General features: G+C 68.5%; 18 protein-coding genes. 6 read left to right on the top strand and 12 right to left on the bottom strand.

Features of this window, described 5'->3' with window-relative positions; all coding sequences use genetic code 11:
- Nucleotides 1–47 precede the first annotated feature (47 nt).
- Nucleotides 48–1,955: a 3-dehydroshikimate dehydratase QuiC gene (gene quiC / locus ACW9UL_RS03210; protein ID WP_457788838.1), complete on the bottom strand. Its 1,908-nt coding sequence runs from the start codon at nt 1,953–1,955 to the stop codon at nt 48–50.
- Between the two features lie 610 nt (nt 1,956–2,565).
- On the opposite strand from quiC, the gene ACW9UL_RS03205 reads away from it, so the two are divergent.
- The gene (locus ACW9UL_RS03205) at nt 2,566–3,903 is read left to right on the top strand and encodes an MFS transporter (RefSeq protein WP_457788837.1); all 1,338 of its coding nucleotides are present in this window, start codon (nt 2,566–2,568) and stop codon (nt 3,901–3,903) included.
- A gap of 16 nt (nt 3,904–3,919) precedes the next feature.
- Here ACW9UL_RS03205 and ACW9UL_RS03200 read toward each other — a convergent pair whose 3' ends face one another.
- The 4 genes from ACW9UL_RS03200 to ACW9UL_RS03185 all read right to left on the bottom strand — a co-directional run bounded on the left by ACW9UL_RS03200 (nt 3,920) and on the right by ACW9UL_RS03185 (nt 7,842).
- Complete coding sequence (locus ACW9UL_RS03200; RefSeq protein ID WP_457788836.1) at nt 3,920–4,795, bottom strand: DMT family transporter; 876 nt, start codon at nt 4,793–4,795, stop codon at nt 3,920–3,922.
- Nucleotides 4,796–4,797: 2 nt separating this feature from the next.
- Nucleotides 4,798–5,613, bottom strand: a complete 816-nt coding sequence (locus tag ACW9UL_RS03195) for a sugar phosphate isomerase/epimerase family protein (RefSeq protein ID WP_457788835.1) — start codon at nt 5,611–5,613, stop codon at nt 4,798–4,800.
- Nucleotides 5,614–5,626: 13 nt separating this feature from the next.
- Nucleotides 5,627–6,676, bottom strand: a complete 1,050-nt coding sequence (locus ACW9UL_RS03190; protein ID WP_457788834.1) for a Gfo/Idh/MocA family protein — start codon at nt 6,674–6,676, stop codon at nt 5,627–5,629.
- Nucleotides 6,677–7,065: 389 nt separating this feature from the next.
- The gene (locus tag ACW9UL_RS03185) at nt 7,066–7,842 is read right to left on the bottom strand and encodes an IclR family transcriptional regulator (protein WP_397495946.1); all 777 of its coding nucleotides are present in this window, start codon (nt 7,840–7,842) and stop codon (nt 7,066–7,068) included.
- A gap of 529 nt (nt 7,843–8,371) precedes the next feature.
- On the opposite strand from ACW9UL_RS03185, the gene ACW9UL_RS03180 reads away from it, so the two are divergent.
- The 5 genes from ACW9UL_RS03180 (at nt 8,372) to ACW9UL_RS03160 (ending at nt 14,863) form a co-directional block, all read left to right on the top strand.
- Complete coding sequence (locus ACW9UL_RS03180; RefSeq protein ID WP_457788833.1) at nt 8,372–8,842, top strand: tripartite tricarboxylate transporter TctB family protein; 471 nt, start codon at nt 8,372–8,374, stop codon at nt 8,840–8,842.
- 13 nt (nt 8,843–8,855) lie between these two features.
- Nucleotides 8,856–10,370: a tripartite tricarboxylate transporter permease gene (locus ACW9UL_RS03175; RefSeq protein ID WP_457788832.1), complete on the top strand. Its 1,515-nt coding sequence runs from the start codon at nt 8,856–8,858 to the stop codon at nt 10,368–10,370.
- A 67-nt stretch (nt 10,371–10,437) separates the two neighbouring features.
- The gene (locus ACW9UL_RS03170; protein WP_021444420.1) at nt 10,438–11,439 is read left to right on the top strand and encodes a tripartite tricarboxylate transporter substrate binding protein; all 1,002 of its coding nucleotides are present in this window, start codon (nt 10,438–10,440) and stop codon (nt 11,437–11,439) included.
- Between the two features lie 126 nt (nt 11,440–11,565).
- Complete coding sequence (locus ACW9UL_RS03165) at nt 11,566–12,825, top strand: OprD family porin (RefSeq protein ID WP_457788831.1); 1,260 nt, start codon at nt 11,566–11,568, stop codon at nt 12,823–12,825.
- Between the two features lie 316 nt (nt 12,826–13,141).
- A complete protein-coding gene (locus ACW9UL_RS03160) occupies nt 13,142–14,863 on the top strand; it encodes an FAD-dependent oxidoreductase (protein WP_457788830.1) in 1,722 nt (573 codons plus the stop codon).
- A 107-nt stretch (nt 14,864–14,970) separates the two neighbouring features.
- Here ACW9UL_RS03160 and pcaC read toward each other — a convergent pair whose 3' ends face one another.
- From pcaC to ACW9UL_RS03125, 7 genes are all read right to left on the bottom strand, one after another.
- Nucleotides 14,971–15,366: a 4-carboxymuconolactone decarboxylase gene (gene pcaC / locus ACW9UL_RS03155; protein ID WP_457788829.1), complete on the bottom strand. Its 396-nt coding sequence runs from the start codon at nt 15,364–15,366 to the stop codon at nt 14,971–14,973.
- Nucleotides 15,367–15,415: 49 nt separating this feature from the next.
- Entirely contained in the window at nt 15,416–16,204 is a 789-nt protein-coding gene (pcaD, locus tag ACW9UL_RS03150; RefSeq protein WP_457788828.1) for a 3-oxoadipate enol-lactonase, read from the bottom strand.
- 9 nt (nt 16,205–16,213) lie between these two features.
- Nucleotides 16,214–17,566 (bottom strand): 3-carboxy-cis,cis-muconate cycloisomerase, encoded by a 1,353-nt coding sequence (locus ACW9UL_RS03145; RefSeq protein WP_457788827.1) that lies wholly within the window; start codon nt 17,564–17,566, stop codon nt 16,214–16,216.
- Between the two features lie 326 nt (nt 17,567–17,892).
- Nucleotides 17,893–19,098, bottom strand: a complete 1,206-nt coding sequence (gene pcaF, locus ACW9UL_RS03140; protein ID WP_457788826.1) for a 3-oxoadipyl-CoA thiolase — start codon at nt 19,096–19,098, stop codon at nt 17,893–17,895.
- Nucleotides 19,095–19,877 (bottom strand): CoA-transferase subunit beta, encoded by a 783-nt coding sequence (locus ACW9UL_RS03135; protein ID WP_045736180.1) that lies wholly within the window; start codon nt 19,875–19,877, stop codon nt 19,095–19,097. The genes pcaF and ACW9UL_RS03135 overlap by 4 nt, the downstream gene beginning before the upstream one ends.
- On the bottom strand, nt 19,877–20,725 hold the full coding sequence (locus tag ACW9UL_RS03130; protein WP_457788825.1) for a CoA transferase subunit A: 849 nt from the start codon (nt 20,723–20,725) through the stop codon (nt 19,877–19,879). The genes ACW9UL_RS03135 and ACW9UL_RS03130 overlap by 1 nt, the downstream gene beginning before the upstream one ends.
- Before the next feature lie 144 nt (nt 20,726–20,869).
- Nucleotides 20,870–22,150, bottom strand: a complete 1,281-nt coding sequence (locus ACW9UL_RS03125) for an OprD family porin (protein WP_457788824.1) — start codon at nt 22,148–22,150, stop codon at nt 20,870–20,872.
- Nucleotides 22,151–22,186 lie beyond the last annotated feature (36 nt).

Genomic DNA, 22,186 nt, shown 5'->3' with positions numbered 1-22,186 from the left:
CGGATTATCCGTGGCGGCCGGGGCGCTGGGAAGCCGCCCCCCTGCGCTCACAGCCGCGGACGCTTGGCCGCGCCGCTGCGCGCCTTGGCCATGGCCGCCAGGCGCACCGCGACGTTGGCCGCACCATAACCGACATAGCCGTTCTTGCGCTGGATGACCTCGAAGAAGAAGCGCTCCTCGAACGGCTCGGTGTACACGTGGAACAGCTCGCCGCCCTGGGCGTCGCGGTCGTAGAGCACGTTGTAGTAGGCCAGCTCGCTCAAGAACTCGTCGTCGAAGTCGAAGCGCGCGGCCAGGTCGTCGTAGTAGTTCAGCGGGATTTCCAGCAGCGGCACGCCGGCCTCCTTGGCCCGCGCCACCTCGGCGAAGATGTCCTCGCAGGAGAAGGCGATATGGTGCACGCCGGAGCCGCGGTAGCTGGACAGCGCGTGGGCGATGGCGGTGTTGCGGTTCTCCGAGATGTTCAGCGGCAGGCGCACCGAGCTGCAGCGGCTGCGCAGCGCGCGGCTCTTGACCAGGCCGTAGGGGTCGGGCAGCACCACCTCGTCGTCGGCCTCGAAGTCCAGCAGGCTCTTGTAGAACAGCACCCAGCTGTCCAGCGACTCGGCCGGCAGCGCCAGGGCCATGTGGTCGATGCGCTGCAGGCCGCCGGCGGCCACGGCGTTCGGGTCCAGCTTGAAGTCGGTGTCGTAGATGGTCTGGCCGGCGCCGGCCTGCTCCACCAGGTAGATCAGGCTGCCGTCGGGGGCGCGCACCGCGGGGATTTCCCGCTCGTTGGGGCCGACCAGGCCGCGATAGGGCTGGCCGCGGTAGTCGCAGGCGCGCTGCAGGGCGGCGGCCTCGTGCTTCACCCGCAGCGCGGTGGCGCACAGCGACGGGCCATGGGCCTCGAAGAAGTTGTGGGCGAAGGAATAGGGCTCGGCGTTGAGCACGATATTGATATCGCCCTGACGCAGCAGGCTGACGTCCTTGGAGCGGTGCTGGCCGGCGCGGGCGAAGCCCAGGCGCTCCAGCCAGCCGGCCAGGCGCGCGCCGACCGCCTCGTCGACGGCGAATTCGAGAAACTCCACGCCGTCGTAACGGCTGGCCGCCGGCGGGGTGAACAGCACGCCGGGCTCGATCGCCACGCCTTCCTTGTCCAGGCGCTTGGCGGTCTTCTCTTCCAGATAGAGCAGCGAACGCAGGCCGTCGGCGGCGTTCTGCCGCGGCGGCGCGGCGCGGAAGCCGTCGTTGAAGATCTCCAGCGACAGCGGGCCGCGGTAGCCGGTGCGCAGGATAGGCGCGAGAAAACCGGCCAGGTCGAACTCGCCCTGCCCCGGGAAGCAGCGGAAATGCCGGCTCCACTCCAGCACGTCCATGGCCAGCAGCGGCGCGTCGGCCATCTGCACGAAGAAGATCTTGTCGCCGGGAATCTCGGCGATGGCCGCCGGGTCGCCCTTGAGCGACAGGGTGTGGAAGCTGTCGAGGATCACCCCCAGCGCCGGGTGGTCGGCCTGGCGCACCAGCTTCCACACCTGCTGGTAGGTGTTGACGTGGCGGCCCCAGGCCAGGGCCTCGTAGCCGATGCGCAGGCCACGCGCGCCGGCGCGCTCGGCGAGCAGGCGCAGGTCGTCGACGAGGATCCCCTCGTCGCCCAGGGAGTCGGCGGCGACATTGCTGCACACCAGCACCAGGTCGGTGCCGAGTTCCTGCATCAGGTCGAACTTGCGCTCGGCGCGGTCGAGGTTGCGCGCCAGGCGGTCGCGCCGGCAGCCCTCGAAGTCGCGAAACGGCTGGAACAGGGTGATGGCCAGGCCGAGGTCGGCGCAGCGCTTGCGAATCTCGCTGGGGCTGCCGTCGTAGTAGAGCAGGTCGTTCTCGAAGATCTCCACGCCGTCGAAGCCGGCGGCGGCGATGGCTTCGAGTTTTTCCGGCAGGGTACCGCTCAGGGAGACGGTGGCAATCGAACGCTGCATGCTGCAACTCCTGGTTGGGGACGCCGGCGCTCAGCGGCGGCGCGGTGCCGGGGGTTGCGGCGCTGGCCGCACGACCCATGCACCCGCCGACCAGGTGCCAGTCAGGGTGAAAGGATTATTGGCGCAGTCGCACGACGCGGCAAACCTAAATGTACGAACTGGTTAGTTTTCCGTGCGTTTATCGAACAGAAGCCGGCTTGGCGAATTGACCCTGGGCATGCCGGCTGCGCACCATCTTCAGCGAATCGCCAGCCGGCCGGTGCCAGTCACCCCTGCGCCTGACGACAGGCGCGCCGCCCACGGGCGCGCGCCGACAGCGTTGTGCCATAACAATTTCAAGATTCGGGTTCCTACGATGTTCATAGTCACTGCCGTATTCGCCTGCCCTTCCCTGCCTGCCCCCGCGCGCGCCGACAGCGCCCCGCAGCCACGCCTGCGACGCCCAGCGGCCCACGGCTGACCGCTCGCCCCTGCCAGACCGGCAATCCCGCGCGCCCCGGTGGCGCCGATACCCGCAGCGTGGCGCCCGCGGCACCCCGTCCGCCCGCCCACATGCCCGACTCCTAGTCCGACTGGCGCACGTCCAGTCACCGAATGGATGGCCATGCCGATGACCCACTCCCCCAGCACCACCCTGCCCGCCGCCGGCCTTGGCCACGGCGGAATCGGCGACAAGATCCGCGGCGCCATGGCCGTCGGCAAGACGCGCTGGGGCATGCTCGCCCTGGTGTTCTTCGCCACCACCCTGAACTACATCGACCGCGCCGCCCTCGGCATCATGCAGCCGGTACTGGCCGAGGAGATGAGCTGGACGGCGATGGACTACGCCAACATCAACTTCTGGTTCCAGGTCGGCTATGCGGTGGGTTTCCTGCTGCAGGGCCGCTTCATCGACAAGGTCGGGGTGAAGCGCGCGTTCTTCCTCGCGGTGCTGCTCTGGAGCCTGGCCACCGGTGCCCACGGCCTGGCCACCTCGGCGGTCGGCTTCATGATCTGCCGCTTCATCCTCGGCCTGACCGAGGCGGCCAACTACCCGGCCTGCGTCAAGACCACGCGCATCTGGTTCCCGGCCGGCGAGCGCGCCATCGCCACCGGCATCTTCAACGCCGGCACCAACGTCGGCGCCATGGTCACCCCGGCACTGCTGCCGCTGATCCTGCATCTCTGGGGCTGGCAGGCGGCGTTCGTCAGCATGGGCCTGCTCGGCCTGGTCTGGCTGGTGTTCTGGGCCCTGAAGTACTTCAACCCGGAAGATCACCCCAGCCTCAAGCGCAGCGAGCTGGCGTACATCCAGCAGGAGGTCGAACCCGAGCCGAGCAAGGTCGCCCTGGCGCGTATCCTGCGCATGCGCGGCACCTGGGCTTTCGCCCTGGCCTACGCGATCACCGCCCCGGTGTTCTGGTTCTACCTCTACTGGCTGCCGCCCTTCCTCAACGAGCAGTACGACCTGGGCATCAGCGTCACCCAGATGGGCATCCCGCTGATCCTGATCTGGCTCACCGCCGACTTCGGCAGCATCGGCGGCGGCATCCTCTCGTCCTGGCTGATCGGCCGCGGCATGCGCGCCACCACCGCACGCCTGCTGTCCATGCTGCTGTTCGCCTGCACCATCGTCAGCGTGGTGTTCGCCGCCAACGCCAGCGGCCTGTGGGTCGCGGTGCTGGCCATCGCCCTCGCCGTGGGCGCGCACCAGGCCTGGACCGCGAACATCTGGAGCCTGGTGATGGACTACACGCCCAAGCACATGATGAGCACCGTGTTCGGCTTCGGCGGCATGTGCGCAGCCATCGGCGGCATGTTCATGACGCAGATCGTCGGCTACGTGCTGACGGTGACGCACAACAACTACGCCCTGCTGTTCAGCGCGATCCCGGCGACCTACTTCCTCGCCCTGCTGTGGCTGTACCTGATGGCGCCGCGTCGGCTCAGCAGCGAGTCCGCCGGTTAAACGCGACGTTGCCGGTTCAGCCTCGGCGCTGCCGCCAGGCCGCCGCCAGCCCGCTCAGGCAGATCAGGGCGATGCCTACCAGCCCGGCCAGGTCCGGGACATGGCCGAACAGCAGCGCGCCGAGCAGGCCGGCGAAGACGATCTGGCCGTAGCCGAAGGGCGCCAGCAGCGCCGGCGGCGCGTGGCGAAAGGCCTGGGTGAGGAACAGGTGCGCGGCCATGCCGCAGCCGCCCAGCGCCAGCATCCATAGGGCGTGCGCCAGGCTCGGCAGCTGCCAGAAGAACGGCACCAGGGCGCTCATCAGCAGCGTGTTGCACAGCCCGGCGAAGAAGTTGCTGGTGGTGGCGCTGTCGCTCTCGCTGAGCTTGCGCGTCAGCAGCTGGTAGAGGCTGAAGCACAGCGCCGAGGCCAGTGGCAGCAGCACCGCCGGGGTGAACAGCGCGCCGCCGGGGTGGACGATGATCAGCACCCCGGCGAAACCGGCCAGCACGGCGAGCCATTGGCCGCGGCTGACCGCCTCGCCGAGCAGCGGCACGGACAGCGCGGTGACCAGCAGCGGCGCGAGGAAATTCACCGCGGTGGCCTCGGCCAGCGGCAGGAACAGCAGGCCGCTGGTGAACAGCAGGCTGGTGGCGCCCAGGCACAGCGCGCGCAGCAGCTGCAGGCCGGGACGCCGGCTACGCAGTACGCGCAGCCCCGATTGGGGCAGGAAGATGACCGCCATCAGCAGGCTGTGCACCAGGTAGCGCGCCCACACCACCATGACCACCGGGTAGAAGCCGGACAGGTACTTGGACAGCGCGTCGTGGCTGGCGAACAGCAAGGTCGCCAGCAGCACCAGGGCGATACCGGCCAGCGGCCGCGCCGGCGCGCCGTCCAGGCTGGCGGCCACGGCTACAACCGCGCCAGCAGCGTGCGGCTCTTGTCCAGCGCCAGCTGCGCCCGCTCCAGCGCGCCGACGCCCTGCTCCAGCAGCTGGCGGGTGGGAATCTCCAGGCTCAGCGGGATGTTCGCCGGCAGGCTGCGCAGCAGACCGAGCAGGTCGCAGTCGCCGTCGCCGGGAAAGCGCCGCTCGTTGCGCGCCTGGCGCAGGATCTCGGCCATGTCGGCCGGCCGTGGCCCGGCCACGTCGCACAACTGGGCGTAGCGCAGGCGCGCGGCCGGCAGCGCGGCGAGATCCGCCAGGCGCGAGGCGCTGCGGTCGAAGTGGAAGGCATCGACCAGCACACCGCCGTTGGCCCGATCCGCCGCGGCGACGATGCGCGCCGCCTGGCGCAGGTCGCGGGCGTCGGTCCAGGGCATGAATTCCAGGTGCGGATGCAGGCCGTATTGCGCGGAAAGGTCGCACAGGGCGGCAAAGTTGGCGGTCAGGCGCGCCTCGTCCGCATCGTTGCCGGCCACCAGCAGCTCGCTGGCGCCCAGCTCGGCGCCGGCGGCGAGGATGGCCTCGAACTCGGCGACGCGGGTCTCGGGCTTCAGGCGCAGGATTTCCACGTCGAGCACGCGGATGCCGGTGTCGCGCAGGCGCTGGCGGGTCTGCGCGCGCAGCCCGGCGTCGGCCACCAGGGGGAAGTGCCGCTCCTCCGGCGTGGCCGGCACCAGGCGCAGGCCGATATGGCTGTAACCGGCGCGGGCGGCCACCTCGACCATCTGCGGCGGCGACAGCTCGAGCACGGTGAGGGCGGCCAGGGAGAAAATGCGTTGGCTCATGGACTCTACTCTTTCAGACGATCTGCGGAGCGGAGGCGCGGCCGGATTCGGCGGCCTGGCGGATGGCTTCGACCAGCGCCAGGGTGCGCCCGGCGTCCTCGGCGCTGACCAGCGGCGCAGCCTGGCCGCGGGCGACCTCGAGGAAATGCTGCAGCTGACGGCGCAGCGCCTCGCCGGCGGCGAACGACTCCTGCACCTGCAGCAGCGGCTCGTGCCAGCCAGCGCCGGCCTCGGCGTAGTGCCAGCGCTTGAGCTGGGGGATGCTCAGCGCGCCTGCGGTGCCGGCCAGCAGATAGCAGGGCTGCTCGGCCTGGCGCGGGTAGACCGGGTTCTCGCCGGAATCCAGCTCCCAGCTCCAGGGCGCGGCCACCGCGTCGGAGCCGGTCAGGCTGCCCAGGGCACCGCTGGCGAACTGCAGCAGGATGGCGGCGCTGTCCTCGTTGGCGAAGCCGCGCACGCCGTTGCTGGTGAAGGCCTGCACCTGGCGCACCTCGCCGCACAGGTGGCGCAGCAGGTCGAGGTCGTGGATCAGGTTGGTCAGCAGCAGCCCGGCGCCGGCCTCGCGGCGCCAGGGGATGGCGTAGTAGCTGTCGGGCTTGCGCAGCTGCCACAGCGCGGTGACGGTGGTCAGGCGGCCGAGCGCGCCCGCCTCGATCAGCTCGCGGGCGCGCACGATCAGCGGGTTGTGCCGACGGTGATGGCCGACCAGCACCGGCACGCCGCTGGCGCGGCTGGCGGCGACCAGCTCGCGCACCTCGTCCAGGTGCACGCCCACCGGTTTCTCCAGCAGCACCGGCACCCCGGCGGCGAGACAGTCCAGCGCGGTGGCGACGTGCAGGGCATTGGGGTTGGCGATGATCGCCGCCTCGGGGCGCGCCGCGGCGAGCATCTGCCGGTGCTCGGCGAAATGCGCCACGCCGCACTGCGCGGCGAACTCGGCGGCCTGCGGGCCGGGATCGGCGATGGCGCAGAGCTGCGCCTCGGGCAGCTGGCGCAGGTGCTGCAAGTGCTGGCGGCCCATGACGCCGGCGCCGATCAGGGCGATACGCAGGGGAGAAGTCACGCGGGCGATCCTCTTGTCGTCGTCGAAGCGGAAGGCCAGGGGCTGACCTCTTTTTTAATTTAGAACTCAGTTCCAAAAAATTCGCAAGACGAAAATGACGGCGGAGGATTGCCTTTGGTCGGTAGTCGGCGGGGAGGATGCAGGGGCCTGGGGATATTCATTCCCGGATTGCATCCGGGCTACCGATCGGCGGCCGCTCGTGTGGGAGGCGCTTCAGCGGCGACAACAACAGGCGTCCGTCGCGGCTGAAGCCCCTCCCACAGCCTGCCCGATGCCAGTTCGTAGGGCGGATGTCGCTGTTCACATCCGCCAAAACGGTGGATCGGTAAAGCGCGATCCACCCTAGGTCCAGACGAGGCGCAGGGCGGGTATCCCCGCCGCGAGGGGGCTCAGGCGAACAGTTCGGAAGCCGGGCTGGCGGCGGACAGTTCTGCGGCGGCGGCCAGCAGCTGCGGCGCCAGTGCGTGCAGGCGCGCCAGCGGCAGGCGCGCGCTGGGCCCGGCGATGCTGAGCACGCCGATCACCCGGCCGTCCAGCGGATGGCGCACCACCGCGGCCAGCGCCGAGGTGCCCAGCGAAGCGCTCTCCACCACCCAGGCATACCCCTTCTCGCGGGCCAGGGCCAGGCGTTCGAGCAGCTCCTGCTCGCTGCGCGGCGCGTTGGGGCCGAACTCGGCCGGATCGGCGATGCCCTGGCGCGCCACCAGCGCCAGCGCCTGCTCATCGCTCATGCTGGCCAGCCAGGCATGCCCGGAGGCGGTGTAGAACAGCGGCGCGTCGCGGCCCATGTCCGGGTCGTAGCGCAGGCCGGAGCGGGCGCCCTGGCTCTTGGCGATCCAGGTCTGCCGCTCGCCGTCGATCACCCCCAGGCGCACCAGCTCACCGCTGTCCTCGGCCAGGCGGTCGAGGATCGGCTGCACCACGTCGGCGCCGCTGCTGGCCAGGTAGCGAAAGCCCAGCGCCACCAGCTTGGTCGACAGCCGATAGCGGCTGGTCTGCGCGTCCTGGCGCACGTAGCCGAGGCGGATCAGCTCGGCGAGCATGCGGTGGGTGGCGCTCTTGGGGATGTCCAGCTCGTCGGCCAGGCTCTGCATGGGCAGGCCGCGGGCGTCGCGGGTGAGACTTTCGAGGAGGCTGAGCGCGCGTTCGATCTGACTGCCGGCCATGGGAGATCCCTGCTGAATTTGCCGCGATTCTAGGAGACAGCGACCACCGGAGGCGAGCCCCAGGCTGGATGAGAATCGGCAGACGGGCGATACTGCCCGCGCCACGACGAATGTACTAACCGGTTCGTTCTTGTTCGGTTATCGAACAAAACCCGGTTTGGCGAATTGAAATGGCCAGGGGGTCGGCCCACTATTCCGAGCACGCCCTGAAGCGAAGTCGTTTTCTGCCTGCTGCCATCCGACTTCGAAAACTCAGTAGCCAATAAATATAAAAAGGTCGATTGCCATGTCACAGCCCCTGCACCTGCGTGCCCCGGCAACCCCCGCAACCGCGCCGGCCGTTGCCCACTCCTCCAGCCTCGCGCTCGACGGCCGCGCCTCCCCGTCGCCCGCTGCCCTTGCCGTTCTCGCCTGCCTTGGCTGCCAGCTGCCGCCGCGCGCTGCGCTGCGAGCGCGACTGGCCCACGCGGCCTGACGACCATCCGTATCCGGACCGCGTCGCGGTTCCCCAGCCTGTCGGAGCAAGCGCATGAACAAGACAGAAAAAATGCTGGTCGGCGAACGCAGCTTCTGCGTGCTGCTGCTGGTCTTCAGCCTGGCCATCCTCTATCTGGCCTACCAGATCGCCGGCTTCAGCTCGGCCAACTCGCCAGGCGCCTTCCCCCTCGGCGTCGGCCTGGTGATGCTGCTGGCGGCGCTGAAGATCGGTGCCGAGACGCTGGCCAAGGCCAGGCCCGATTGCGGCGGCTGGCTGGATGCCTTCGGCCAGTTCCGCCGCGCGCATTTTCCCCGCCGCACGCTGATCTTCGCCGTGCTGGCGGTGGCCTACCTGGCCGCCATCCAGTGGATCAGCTTCTACCTCAGCACCTTCCTGTTCCTGGTGCTGTCGATCGTCTACCTGCGCCGCGGCCGGGTGGTCGCGGCGGTACTGATCGCCGCCCTGTTGCTGCTGTTGATCTACCTGCTGTTCACCCTGGCCTTCAGCGTTTACCTGCCATAACGAGGCACCCGAGATGAGCGATACCTTTTCCTATCTGCTGATGGCCTGGAGCGACCCGCAGCTGCTGCTGCTGACCGCCCTGGGAACCTTCGCCGGCATCTACATCGGCGCCATCCCGGGTCTGTCGGTGACCATGGCGGTGTCGATCCTGGTGTCCTTCACCTTCTCCTGGGAGGTCAACGACGCCCTCGCCCTGATCGTCGGCATCTTTATCGGCGGCGTCTACGGCGGCTCGCGCAGCGCCATCCTGCTGAACATCCCCGGCGCGCCGTCGTCGGTGGCCACCGCCTTCGACGGCTACCCGCTGGCGCAGCAGGGCGAGGCTGGTCGCGCCATCGGCCTGAGCACGGTGATGTCGGTGATCGGCGGCCTGGTCGGCACCCTGATGCTGGCCAGCGCGGCGCCGCTGATCGGCGATCTGGCGCTGAAATTCGCCCCGCGCGACTACTTCCTGGTGGCCGCCATCGGCCTGCTGCTGGTCGGCAGCCTGGCCGAGGGTTCGCTGGCCAAGGGCATCTTCGCCGCCGCCCTGGGCGCGGTGATCGGCCTGGTCGGCATGGACCCGGTGACTGCCCAGGGGCGCTTCACCCTGGGCCAGGTCGAGCTGATGGGCGGCATCCACTACGTGGTGCTGATGATCGGCCTGTTCGGCGTGGCCGAGGCCTTCTACCAGCTGCACAACCTGGACAGCCCGGTGGTGCGGCAGAAGGTCGACAAGATCCTGCCGTCCTTCGCCATGGTGCTGAAGTTCCTGCCGCTGTCGATCCGCACCTCGATCATCGGCGTGGTGGTCGGCGTGCTGCCCGGGGTCGGCGGCGACATCGCCGCGCTGATGGCCTACGACCATGCCAAGCGCACCGTGAAGAATCCCAGCAGACCCTTCGGCAAGGGCGCCTACGAGGGCCTGGTGGCGCCGGAAACCGCCAACAGCGCGGCGGTCGGCGGTGCCTACGTGCCGATGCTGACCCTCGGCATGCCGGGCGATGCGGTGACCGCGGTGATCATCGGCGCGCTGGTGATCCACGGCCTCAACCCCGGTCCTATGCTGATGGTGGAGAACCCGCACATCTTCTACTTCACCGTCGGCAACCTGCTGCTGGCCAACGTCTTCCTGATGATCTTCGGCCTGATGGGCATCAAGCTGTTCGCCAAGTTCGTCGAGATGCCCAAGGCCGTGTTGATCCCGCTGATCCTGGTGCTCTGCGTGGTCGGCACCTACTCGATCAACAGCAGCATGACCGAGGTGTACTGGATGCTCGGCTTCGGCCTGCTCGGCTACCTGCTGAAGATCTTCGGCTTCCAGATGGGCCCGATCATCCTCGGCGCCATCCTCGGCCCGCTGATGGACACCTCCTACCGCCAGGCCATGTCCTCGGCCGGCGACAACCCGCTGGAGCTGCTGCAGGGCCTGGTCACCAGCCCGCTGTCGCTGATCCTCAGCAGCGCCGTGGTGCTGATCCTGCTGGGCAACACCTCGCTGCTGAAGAAACTCAAATCCAAGTTCAAGACCGCGGTCGCCCGCGGCTGACCTGGCAAGGCAAGGTGCGCCCCGGCCGACAGGGGCTTACAACAACAATCCGATGGAGAATCTCCACATGTTCAAAGCTCTACTGACCGGCGCCGCCCTCGGCCTCAGCGCCCTGACCCTGGCCCTGCCGGCCCACGCCGAATACCCCGAGCGCAGCATCCAGGCGGTGATCCCCTGGGGTGCCGGCGGCGCCACCGACAACGTGATGCGCAGCCTGACCCCCTACGTGGAGAAGGAGCTGGGCGGCAAGCTGATCCTCAACAACCGCCCCGGCGGCACTGCGGTGATCGGCAGCACCTTCGTCAAGCAGCAGCGCCCGAACGGCTACACCATCCTGCTCGGCGCCGAGAACCCGCAGCTGTACCCGGTGCTGGGCCTGGCCGACTTCGACTACAGCGACTTCTACCCGGTCAACATCATCGGCCAGAACGTGGTGGTGATTGCCGCCAACGCCGAGGCGCCGTTCAACACCATGGGCGAGCTGCTGGCCGCCGCCAAGGCCAATCCGGACAGCCTGCGCATGGGCTCCACCGGTGCCGGCGGCCTGCCAAGCACGGTCAGCGCGATGATCAACGCGGTGGACGAGCTGAAAGTGCGTGAAGTGACCTTCGGCGGCGACGGCCCCGGCATCACCGCACTGATGGGCAAGCACATCGACTTCATGCCGCTGAGCCTGGCCGCCGCCCGCGAACTGGTACGCAGCGGCAAGCTCAAGGCGCTGGCCGTGTTCGCCACCGAGGAAACCCCGGAACTGCCGGGCGTCGAGCCGATCACCAAGTCCCTGCCGGCGATCGCCGAGTACCTGCCCTGGGGTCCGTTCTGGGGCGCCTTCGTGCACAAGGACACCCCGGACGAGGTCAAGCAGAAGCTGGTCGAGGCCTACGCCAAGGCCGTGGCCAACGAGGAGTTCCAGGGCTTTTTGAAGAACTTCGGCGCGCAGAGCCTGAACCTCAACGGCGCCGAGGCCGAGGACTTCCTCAAGCGCTGGCAGTCGGTCACCACCTGGTCGATGTACAAGGCCAAGGCCATCGAGATCGCCCCGGACTCGGTCGGTATCGCCAAGCCCTGAGACGGCGCTGAAACGAGCCGCCGGCGAACGCCGGCGGTCATTCCCCTCCCCTCTGCTTTTTCCGCATCCGCTGCGGTGGAGGGATTCGTGCGCCCCGAAAATCAGTCACCACGAGGAACCATAACAATGAAAAACGCCGTCACCCCTCTGCTCCCCAGCGCCCTGGCCCTGGCCGTGATCGCCGCCCTGCCGACCGGCGCCCAGGCCGCCGGCTTCGTCGAGGACGCCAAGGTCTCGCTGAACCTGCGCAACTACTACTTCAACCGCAACTACCTCAACGGCACCGACCCGCTGATCCGGGGCGAGCGACAGGGCCAGGCCGAAGGCTGGACCCAGAGCTTCATCCTCGACGCCCGCTCCGGCTTCACCGAGGGCACCGTCGGCTTCGGCCTCGACCTGCTCGGCCTGTACAGCGTCAAGCTGGACGGCAACCGCGGCGCGGCCAACAGCCAGTTGCTGCCGATCCACGACGACGGCCAGGCCGCCGACGACTTCGGCCGCACCGCGGTGGCGGCCAAGGCGAAGCTGTCCAAGACCGAGCTGAAGGTCGGCGAGTGGTTCGCCGTGCTGCCGATCCTCCGCGCCGACGACGGCCGCTCGCTGCCGCAGACCTTCCAGGGCGCCCAGCTGACCTCCAACGAGCTCGACGGCCTGACCCTCTACGGCGGCCAGTTCTGGAAGAACAGCCAGCGCCACGACGCCAGCCGCGAAGAGATGAGCTTCGGCGGTATCGAGGGCGACGACTTCAACTTTGCCGGCGGCGAATACCGCTTCAACGCCAACAACACCCTGCTCGGCGTCTGGCACGCGCGCCTGGAAGACGTCTACCAGCAGAGCTACGTGCAGCTGACCCACAGCCAGCCGGTGGGCGACTGGGTGCTGGGCGCCAACCTCGGCTACTTCGACGGCAAGGACGAAGGCGCGGCCAAGGCCGGCAAGCTGGACAACAAGGTCTACCAAGGCGCGTTGACCGCCAAGACCGGCAACAACAGCTTCATGCTCGCCTACCAGCACCTGGACGGCGACAGCAAGTTTCTGCGCATCGACGGCACCAGCGGCGGCACCCTGGTCAACGACGGCTTCACCAACAGCTACGACGCCCCCGAAGAGCGCTCCTGGCAGATCCGCCACGACTACAACTTCGCCGGCCTCGGCATCCCCGGCCTGACCCTGATGAACCGCTACGTCAGCGGCTCCAACATCCACACCGGCGGCCGCACCGATGCCGAGGAGTGGGGGCGCGAGTCCGAGCTGGCCTACACCATCCAGGAAGGCAGCCTGAAGAACCTCAGCGTGCGCTGGCGCAACTCCGACGTGCGTCGCGACGTCGGCCAGGACATCCACGAGAACCGCCTGATCATCAACTACCCGCTGTCGCTGCTGTAGTACCGGGCGCTTGCGTCCAACCGATTGACTCCAAGTGTGTTACGGCACCCTCGGCCCGTCTCCGCGACGGGCTTTTTTTCGCCGAGAAAAAAAGCCAGGCCCGACCGATCCGCGGTGGTCGATCAGCGCTTGAGGCTTGTGGCAGGGGCGAAACCCGCGCCGATCTTGCGCCGCTCCGGCAACCGTGCGCTAAACGCACAGTATCGGCCGCGCTAGCCGGGTAATTGTTCCATTCGCCCTTGGCCCTCGCTCAAGGCAATCATAGAATCCGGAACCAGGTTCCATTAAACCCATTTTGCCCCAGGAGACACCCGCCATGGCCCACGCCGAACTCGACTGCGACCTGCTGATCGTCGGCTCCGGCGCCGCCGGCCTGGCCGCGGCGGTGACCGCCGCCTGGCATGGGCAAAAGGTCATCCTGGTGGAGAAGGATGCGGTGTTCGGCGGCGCCACGGCCTGGTCCGGCGGCTGGATGTGGGTGCCGCGCAATCCGCTGGCGCGCCGCGCCGGCATAGTCGAGGACATCGAGCAGCCGCGCCGCTACCTGCGCCACTGCCTCGGCGAGCATTTCAATGCCGAGCTGGTGGACGCCTTTCTCCAAGCCTGTCCGCAGATGGTCGGCTTCTTCGAGCAGCACAGCCGCCTGCAGTTCGCCGACGGCAACGCCATCCCCGACATGCGCGGCGAGGCGCCGGGCGCCGCCACCGGCGGCCATCAGGTGATCGCCGCGCCCTATGACGCCCGCGAGGTCGGTGCCCTGCTGCCGCGCCTGCGCAAGACCATGCCCGAGACCTCCTTCCTCGGCATGCCGATCATGGCCGGCGCCGATCTGGCCGCCTTTCTCAGCATGACCCGCTCGGCCAGGGCCGCGCTGCACGTGAGCAAACGCTTCAGCGCCCACCTCTGGCACCTGGCCGGGCATGGCCGCGCCATGTACCTGGTCAACGGCGTGGCGCTGGTGGCACGACTGGCCAAGTCCGCCGAGGACCTCGGCGTGCAGTTGCTCGAGTCGGCGCCGGCCACCGGCCTGCTGCGCGACAACGGCCGGGTCTGTGGCGCCGTGGTGCAACGCGACGGGGCCGAACAGCGCATACGCGCGCGCCGCGGCGTGCTGCTGGCCGCCGGCGGTTTCGCCCACGATATCGAGCGCCGCCGCCAGCTGTTCCCGCGCACGCCCACCGGCCTGGAGCACCTGGCCCTGCCGCCGAGCGCCTGCAACGGCGACGGCCTGCGCCTGGGCGAGGCGGCGGGCGCCGCGCTCAACACCGATCTCAAGTCGCCGGTGGCCTGGGCGCCGGTGTCGCGGGTGCCCTACGCAGGCGGCCGCATCGGCCACTTCCCGCATATCATCGATCGCGGCAAACCGGGAGTGATCGCCGTGCTGCGCAGCGGCCGGCGCTTCGTCAACGAGGCCGAGGGCTACTACGACTATGTCGCCGCCATGCTCGAGGCGGTGCCGCAGGGCGAGGAGGTCTGCTCCTGGCTGATCTGCGACCACCGCTTTATCCGCCGCTACGGCCTGGGCATCGCCCGTCCGGCGCCGGTGCCGCTGTGGTCGGTGCTGCGCAGCGGCTACCTCAAGCGCGGCCACAGCGTCGAACAATTGGCCCAGGCCTGCGGCATCGACCCGCAGGGCCTGGCGCAGACCCTGGCCGAGTACAACCGCCATGCCGCGCAGGGCGCAGACCCGGCCTTCGGTCGCGGCAGTACGCCCTTCAACCGGCGCAGCGGCGACGCCAGCCATGAGGGGCCGAACCCCTGCGTGGCGCCCATCGAGCGCGAGCCCTTCTATGCGGTGAAGGTCGAGCCGGGCAGCTTCGCCACCTTCGCCGGCCTGAAGACCAACGGCCAGGCCCAGGTGCTGGACGCGCAGGACCAGCCCATCCCCGGGCTGTACGCCGCCGGCAGCGACATGGCCAGCGTGATGGGCGGCCACTACCCGTCCGGCGGCATCAACCTCGGCCCGGCCATGACCTTCGGCTATATCGCCGCACGGCATGCGGTGGGTGTCGAAGAGTACGAAACGACGCTGGACTGAGTGCAACGGGGGGCCAGAGGTAGGTTGGCTTGCAGGGCGCAGCGGAGCACGCAATAAAAAACCGCCGCGCGGCGCGTGGACCGGCGGCGGTCGAGGGGAAACGCGGGTCAGTCCTGCTGGGATTCGACGCCCAGCTCGTCCCAGACTTCCTCGGCCAGGTGGAAGGTGGCGTTGGCCGCCGGGATGCCGCAGTAGATCGCGCTGTGCATCAGCACCTCCTTGATCTCGTCGCGGGTCACGCCGTTGTTCTTCGCCGCGCGCAGGTGCAGGCGCAGCTCGCCCTCGCGGTTCATGCCGATCAGCATGGCGATGGTGATCAGGCTGCGGGTGTGCCGCGACAGGCCGGGGCGGGTCCAGATATCGCCCCAGGCATGGCGGGTGATCATCTCCTGGAACTCTTCGTTGAACGGCGTGAGCTTGTCCAGGCTGCGATCGACATGGGCGTCGCCCAGCACCGCGCGGCGGACCTGCATGCCGGCTTCGTAGCGTTGTTTTTCGTCCATTTCAAACTCCGAAAGAGATGTAGGGTGCGCCGTACGCTCCATAACGGTCTCAAGCCTTGAGGAAATCCAGCAGCGCCTGGGTAAAGGCCACGCCGGCCTCGACGTTGGACAGGTGCGCGGCGTGGAACTCCACCAGCTTCGCGCCCTCGATCCGCTGCTGCATGAAGCGGCCGTGCTCGACGGTGGTCACTGGATCGAGGCTACCGCAGAGGATCAGGGTCGGCGCACGGATCGCACCGAGCTGCTCGCGAAAATCGGCATCGCGCACCGCTGCACAGTTGGCGGCGTAACCTTCGGGCGAAGTCTGCGCCAGCATGCCGACTATGGGCTCGACCTGCTGCGGCTGCGCGGCGGCGAAACCGGCGGTGAACCAGCGTGAGATCGAGGCATCGCGCAGGTCACGCATGGCCTGCGCGCCGCCGGCCAGCACGGCTTCAATACGCGGGTTCCACACCTCTGGCGCGCCGATCTTGGCGGCGGTATTGCACAGCACCAGGCGTGCGATGCGCTCGGGCGCGTTGAGCGCCAGCCACTGGCCGATCAGCCCGCCCATGGACAGCCCACAGAAATGCGCCTTGGCGATATCCAGCGCATCGAGCAGAGCCAGCACGTCGCGGCCCAGTTGCTCGATGCTGTAGGGCCCCTCAGTCACCAGCGACTGGCCATGGCCGCGGGTGTCGTAGCGCAGCACCTGGAAATGACGGGTGAGCGCTGGCATCTGCACGTCCCACATGTGCAGGTCGGTGCCCAGGGAGTTGGACAGCACCAGCACCGGCGCGCCGGCCGGGCCTTCGAGCAGGTAATTGAGATCGCCATCGGCGAGACGTACGGCAGGCATGGATAACTCCTAACGCGAAAATTGCATGTGTTCGGCGACGGCCCGCTGCACCCAGCGGCGGGCCTGTCCCAGGTAATGGGCCGGATCGAGCAGGCGCTCCAGCTCGGCGGCGGACAGCTCTGCGCCGACCTCGGCATTGGCGCCGAGCACCGCGCGCAGGTGCACACCCTGCTGCACCGCCTGGCGGCAGCACTGCTCGACCAGATGATGGGCGGCGTCACGGCCGATGCACTGGGCCAGGGCGATGCTCACCGCCTCGGCCAGCACCAGGCCCTGGGTCAGTTCGAGGTTGCTGCGCATGCGCGCGGCGTCCACCTCCAGCCCCGGCACCGCCAGCAGCGCCTGCTGCAGCGCGCCGGAAACCAGGCAGCACAGCTCCGGCAGGGTTTCCCACTCGGCGTGCCACAGGCCGAGGCTGCGCTCGTGCTCCTGCGGCATGGCGGCCAGCATCGTCGCCACCAGACCCGGCGCGCGGGTAGCGGCGCCGATCAGCACCGCGGCCCCCACCGGGTTGCGCTTGTGCGGCATGGTCGACGAGCCGCCCTTGCCCGGCGCCGCCGGCTCAAAGACTTCGCCGGCCTCGGTCTGCATCAGCAGGCTGAGGTCGCGGCCCAGCTTGCCCAGGCTGCCGGCGATCAGCCCGAGCAGGCTGGCGAACTCCACCAGGCGGTCGCGCTGGGTGTGCCAGGGCTGCTCGGGCAGGTGCAGTTGCAGCTCGGCGGCCAGCGCCTCGGTCACCGGCCAGGCCTGCTCGCCGAGCGCCGCCAGGCTGCCGGAGGCGCCGCCGAACTGCAGGCACAGCAGGCGCGGCTTGAGTTCGGCGAGACGCTGGCGATGACGGGTGACGGCGCCGAGCACGCCGGCCAGCTTCATGCCCAGGGTCACCGGGGTGGCCTGCTGCAGCCAGGTGCGTCCGGCCAGCGGCGTGTCGGCATGGCGCTCGGCCTGCGCCGCCAGGGCATCGGCCAGGGTGGCGAGGTCGCCTTCGATCAGCTCGATGGCGGCGCGCAGCTGCAGCACCAGGCCGCTATCCATGGCGTCCTGGCTGGTGGCGCCGAGGTGTACATAGCGTTCGGCCTCGGGGCTTGTCGCAGCGATACGCTTGCCGAGGGCCTTGACCAGCGGAATCGCCGAGTTGCCGGCGGTGGCAATGGCCTGGGCCAGCGCCGGGTAATCGTAGAGTTCAGCTTTACAGGCAGCCTCGATGGGCGCCACGGCCTCGGCGGGGATCAGCCCCGCATGTGCCTCGGCCCGCGCCAGCGCGGCCTCGAAGTCGAGCATGCCCTGCACCCGGCCGGCGTCGCAGAAGATCGCGCGCATGGCCGGCGCGGTGAAGTAGGCATCGAAGAGTTGGTTGCTCACGAGCGAAACGCTCCTGGAAGAAATATACGGCTAAGTGTGGCATCAACCGGCGGCGCCGCGCACGGAGGGGCGTCTGTGGGAGGGGCTTTAGCCGCGACGGCTTAAAGGCGTCGCCGCTGAAGCGCCTCCCACAAGGTTCACACCCGCTCGATGACCGGGCCGTAGGGTGGGCCGGGCGGCGATCCGCTTTAGCCCACCATGATGACAGCGTACAGTGCGTAGGGTGGGCTTCAGCCCACCGGAGGCGTCATGGTGGACTGAAGCGAATCACCATCCCTTCACGCACTATGGACATGGTGGGCTAAAGCCCACCCTACAGATGTCATTCACACCCGCTCGATCGCCAGCGCCAGACCCTGGCCGACGCCCACGCACATGGTCGCCAAACCCAGCTTGCCGCCGGATTTCTCCAGCTGATGCAGCGCGGTCTGCACCAGGCGCGCGCCGCTGGCGCCCAGCGGGTGGCCGAGGGCGATGGCGCCGCCGTTGGGGTTGACCTTGGCGCTGTCGTCAGCCAGGCCCAGCTCGCGCATCACCGCCAGGCCCTGGGCGGCGAAGGCTTCGTTGAGCTCGATCACGTCGAACTGGTCGATGCCCAGGTTCAGCCGCTCCAGCAGCTTGCGCACCGCCGGTACCGGGCCGATGCCCATCACCCGCGGCGCCACGCCGGCGCTGGCCATGCCGAGCACTTTGGCACGCGGGGTCAGGCCGTGTTTTTTCACCGCTTCGGCAGAGGCCAGGATCAATGCCACGGCGCCGTCGTTGACGCCCGAGGCGTTGCCGGCGGTGACCGTCTTGCCCTCGCCGTTGACCGCCTTGAGCTTGGTCAGCGCCTCCAGGCTGGTGTCGGCGCGCGGGTGCTCGTCGGTATCCACTATGGTGTCGCCCTTCTTGCCCTTGATCAGCACCGGCACGATTTCCTCGGCGAAGAAGCCTTCGGCCTGGGCGCGCGCGGCGCGCTGCTGGCTGCGCAGGGCGAACAGATCCTGGTCGGCACGCGACACCTGATAGTCGTCGGCGACGTTGTCGGCGGTCTGCGGCATGGCGTCGACGCCGTACTGCGCCTTCATCAACGGGTTGATAAAGCGCCAGCCGATGGTGGTGTCCTCGATCTTCTGTTCACGACCGAAGGCAGTGGCCGCCTTGCCCATCACATAGGGCGCGCGCGACATGGATTCCACGCCGCCGGCGATGGCCAGCTCCATCTCACCTGCGGCGATGGCGCGGAAGGCGCTGCCCACCGCATCCAGGCCGGAGGCGCACAGGCGGTTGAGGGTCACCCCCGGCACGGTCTCGGGGATGCCGGCCAGCAGCAGCGCCATGCGCGCGACGTTGCGGTTGTCCTCGCCGGCCTGGTTGGCGCAGCCCAGAAAGACTTCGTCGATGGCGGCCAGGTCCAGCCGCGGGTTGCGCTCGATCAAGGCTTTGAGCGGAATGGCCGCCAGGTCGTCGGCACGCACCGGCGCCAGACCGCCGCCGAAGCGGCCGATGGGCGTGCGAATGGCGTCGCAGATGAATACGTCGCGGCTCATTCCTCACCCCCGGCCTGGCCGTGGGCGGCGGCGGTACGCGCTTCCAGGGCGCGCAGCGCTTCCAACTCGGTGTCGTTCGGCGCCTCGGTCACGGCCAGATTGTCGGCAAAGCGGATGGCCCAGCCGGTGTTCTCGATCACTTGCTCGCGGGTCACGCCCGGGTGCAGCGAGGTGACCACGAATTCGTTGCTGCCGGCTTCCGGCTCCATGATGCACAGGTCGGTGATGATGCCGACCGGGCCCTTGCCCGGCAGGCCGAGCTGCTGGCGATGGTCGCCGCCCTCGCCGAAACCGACCGAGGTGATAAAGGCCAGCTTGTCGACGAAGGTGCGGTGTGACTGCTTGAGGATGATCAGCACTTCCTTGGCGGAACCCGCGATCTCCGGCGCGCCGCCGGCGCCGGGCAGGCGCACTTTGGGGTTGTGGTAGTCGCCGATCACCGTGGTGTTGATATTGCCGAACTTGTCGACCTGGGCCGCACCGAGGAAGCCGACGTCGATGCGCCCGCCCTGCAGCCAGTAGCGGAAGATCTCGCCGGTGGGCACCACGGTGTCGGCGGTTTCGGCCAGCTCGCCGTCACCGATCGACAGCGGCAGCACGCTGGGCTTGGCGCCGATCGGGCCGGATTCGTAGATCAGCACGACGTCCGGTGAGGAGGTCAGGCGCGCCAGGTTGGCGGCCTTGGACGGCAGGCCGATGCCGACGAAGCAGACCGCGCCGTTCTTCAGGCGGCGGGCGGCGGCGACGGTCATCATTTCGTTGGTGCTGTAGTCGCTCATCACTTGGCCTCCGCAATCTTGTTCTGGAATTCGGCGAAATCGGTAGTGCCGCGGATATAGGTATCGATCCAGGCGGTAAAGGATTCGCGGTCGCGGGCAATCGGGTCCCAGGCCTGGTAGAAGCGGTTGTCACGCTCGTAGTAGCCATGGGCGTAGGACGGGTGGGCGCCACCGGGCACATGGCAGACGGCGGTCAGCGCCCAGCTCGGCAGCACGCAGGCGTTCATCGGCGCCTTGAGGTCATCGACGATCTCCTCGACCGTGACGATGCAGCGCTTGGCCGCCAGGGCCGCTTCCTTCTGCACGCCGAGGATGCCCCACAGCAGCACGTTGCCCTTGCGGTCGGCCTTCTGCGCGTGGATCACGGTGACGTCCGGGCGCACCGCCGGGGTGGCGGCCAGTTTCTCGCCGGTGAAGGGGCAGTCGATGAACTTGATGTTCGGGTTGACCTTCGGCAGGTCGGAGCCGGCATAGGCGCGCAGCAGGGCGAACGGCAGACCGGAGGCGCCAGCGACGTAGGAGTTGGCCAGGTCGGCATGGCTGTGCTCGTCGATTTCCAGGGCGTTCGGCCACTTCTTCTCGACCGCGTCGCGCAGGCGGTGCAGCGAGCCGACGCCGGGGTTGCCGCCCCAGGAGAAGGTCAGCTTGCGCGCGCAACCGGCGCCGATCAGCAGGTCGTAGACCAGGTCCGGGGTCATGCGCACCAGATGCAGGTCTTTCTTGCCCTGGCGGATCAGCTCGTGGGAGGCGGCAGTGGGAATCAGGTGGGTGAAGCCCTCGAGGGCGACGCAGTCGCCGTCGTTGACGTGGCGCGAAATGGCTTCGCCCAGGGTGATGATGTCGGCCATCGTGTTGTTCTCGCTTGGGTTGCAGGTGCCACCGGGCAGGGGTGGCGGTGAGTTCAGATTAGGGCGCGCCATGCAGCGGAACAATCCGATAATCGCCTTATGGTGCGATTATCGAACCATTCCTGCACATGCAGTGATCGGCTCTTACAGCAGGTTCCAGCTGTAACTGAGGATCAGCCGGTTCTCGTCGATATCGCTGCGGTAGTTGGAACGCGCGGTGACGTTGCGCACGCGCACGCCGAGGCCCTTGAGCGCGCCGCTCTGCACCACGTAGCCGATGTCCAGGTCGCGCTCCCAATCCTTGCCCTCGTAGCGCGCACCGCCGCGGTTGGTAGCCTGGGCGTCGACGTTGTCGCCGCGGATGTAGCGCACCCCGGCCACCAGACCCGGCACGCCCATGGCGGCGAAGTCGTAGTCGTAGCGCAGCTGCCAGGAGCGCTCGTCGGCCGAGGCGAACTCGAATGTGGGCACCTCGTTGCCCAGCGGGCTGATGTTGGCGAACACTCGCGGGAAGGCGTCATCGCCGAACATCGCCTGGTAGCCGATATAGAAGGTGTGGCCGCCGTGCTTGGCCGACAGAAGGGCAAACAGCGCTTGGTTGTCGATCTCACCGAGCAGGCTCTGGCCGTCGTCGGCCGAATCGTAGAAACCGAGGTTGGCGCCCAGGGTCCAGGCGCCCAGCGGCTGGCTGTGCTTGAGGCCGAGGAAGCGCTGCTGGTAGATGTCCTCCAACTGGCCATACCAGGCGCCGAGCGAGGTGCGCCCGGCGTTGAAGGCATAGTCCCCGCCGGCATAGTTGAAGGCGTCGCTGCTCGCTGCGCGCTGCGGCAGGTGGCCGAGCATGGCCAGTATTTTGTCGTCGCCAGCCTCATTGCGCAGGCTGGTGGAATTGAGGTGGCCGGCCTGCAGGGTCAGCCCGGCCAGCTCGTTGGAGACCAGGCTGACGCCCTGGTAGCTGGGCGGCAGCAGGCGGATATCCGAGTAGGTCAGCACCGGCAGGTTGGGCTGCAGCTCGCCGACCTTCAGCTCGGTCTTGGACAGGCGCAGCTTCGCCGCCAGGCCCAGGCGGCTGTAGTCGTCGGCGGCCTTGCCGCTCTCGCGGGTCGGCAACAGGCCGGTGTTCACTCGATCCGGGCTGCTGTCGAGCTTGAGGCCGAGCAGGCCGATGGCATCCACGCCGAAACCCACCGGCCCCGGGGTGTAGCCGGATTTGAGGTTGAGGATGAAACCCTGCGCCCACTCCTCGGCCTTGGACTGCCGGTTCGGCCCGACTATGTCGGAAAAGTCGCGGCTGAAGTAGTAGTTGCGCGCCGTCAGCGTGGCGCTGGCGTCGTCGATAAACCCGCCCTCGCCGGCCTGGCTCAGGCTCGGCAGGCAGGCGGCAATGGCGGTGGACAGCAGGCAAAGGCGTGGGCTGTGTTTCATCGGTAGCGTGCTCTTGTTGTTATGGAGGTTGCAGAA

The sequence above is a fragment of the Pseudomonas sp. PL-6 genome (assembly GCF_054110165.1).
Note: the sequence above shows the minus strand (reverse complement) of the source record. Positions and strands in the feature narration are given on the sequence as shown.

Coding starts and splice junctions, on each gene's coding strand:
- quiC (WP_457788838.1), bottom strand. CDS start 1,955: ATGCAGCGTTCGATTGCCACCGTCTCCCTGAGCGGTACCCTGCCGGAA.
- ACW9UL_RS03205 (WP_457788837.1), top strand. CDS start 2,566: ATGACCCACTCCCCCAGCACCACCCTGCCCGCCGCCGGCCTTGGCCAC.
- ACW9UL_RS03195 (WP_457788835.1), bottom strand. CDS start 5,613: ATGAGCCAACGCATTTTCTCCCTGGCCGCCCTCACCGTGCTCGAGCTG.
- ACW9UL_RS03185 (WP_397495946.1), bottom strand. CDS start 7,842: ATGGCCGGCAGTCAGATCGAACGCGCGCTCAGCCTCCTCGAAAGTCTC.
- ACW9UL_RS03180 (WP_457788833.1), top strand. CDS start 8,372: ATGAACAAGACAGAAAAAATGCTGGTCGGCGAACGCAGCTTCTGCGTG.
- ACW9UL_RS03175 (WP_457788832.1), top strand. CDS start 8,856: ATGAGCGATACCTTTTCCTATCTGCTGATGGCCTGGAGCGACCCGCAG.
- ACW9UL_RS03170 (WP_021444420.1), top strand. CDS start 10,438: ATGTTCAAAGCTCTACTGACCGGCGCCGCCCTCGGCCTCAGCGCCCTG.
- ACW9UL_RS03165 (WP_457788831.1), top strand. CDS start 11,566: ATGAAAAACGCCGTCACCCCTCTGCTCCCCAGCGCCCTGGCCCTGGCC.
- ACW9UL_RS03160 (WP_457788830.1), top strand. CDS start 13,142: ATGGCCCACGCCGAACTCGACTGCGACCTGCTGATCGTCGGCTCCGGC.
- pcaC (WP_457788829.1), bottom strand. CDS start 15,366: ATGGACGAAAAACAACGCTACGAAGCCGGCATGCAGGTCCGCCGCGCG.
- pcaD (WP_457788828.1), bottom strand. CDS start 16,204: ATGCCTGCCGTACGTCTCGCCGATGGCGATCTCAATTACCTGCTCGAA.
- pcaF (WP_457788826.1), bottom strand. CDS start 19,098: ATGAGCCGCGACGTATTCATCTGCGACGCCATTCGCACGCCCATCGGC.
- ACW9UL_RS03135 (WP_045736180.1), bottom strand. CDS start 19,877: ATGAGCGACTACAGCACCAACGAAATGATGACCGTCGCCGCCGCCCGC.
- ACW9UL_RS03130 (WP_457788825.1), bottom strand. CDS start 20,725: ATGGCCGACATCATCACCCTGGGCGAAGCCATTTCGCGCCACGTCAAC.
- ACW9UL_RS03125 (WP_457788824.1), bottom strand. CDS start 22,150: ATGAAACACAGCCCACGCCTTTGCCTGCTGTCCACCGCCATTGCCGCC.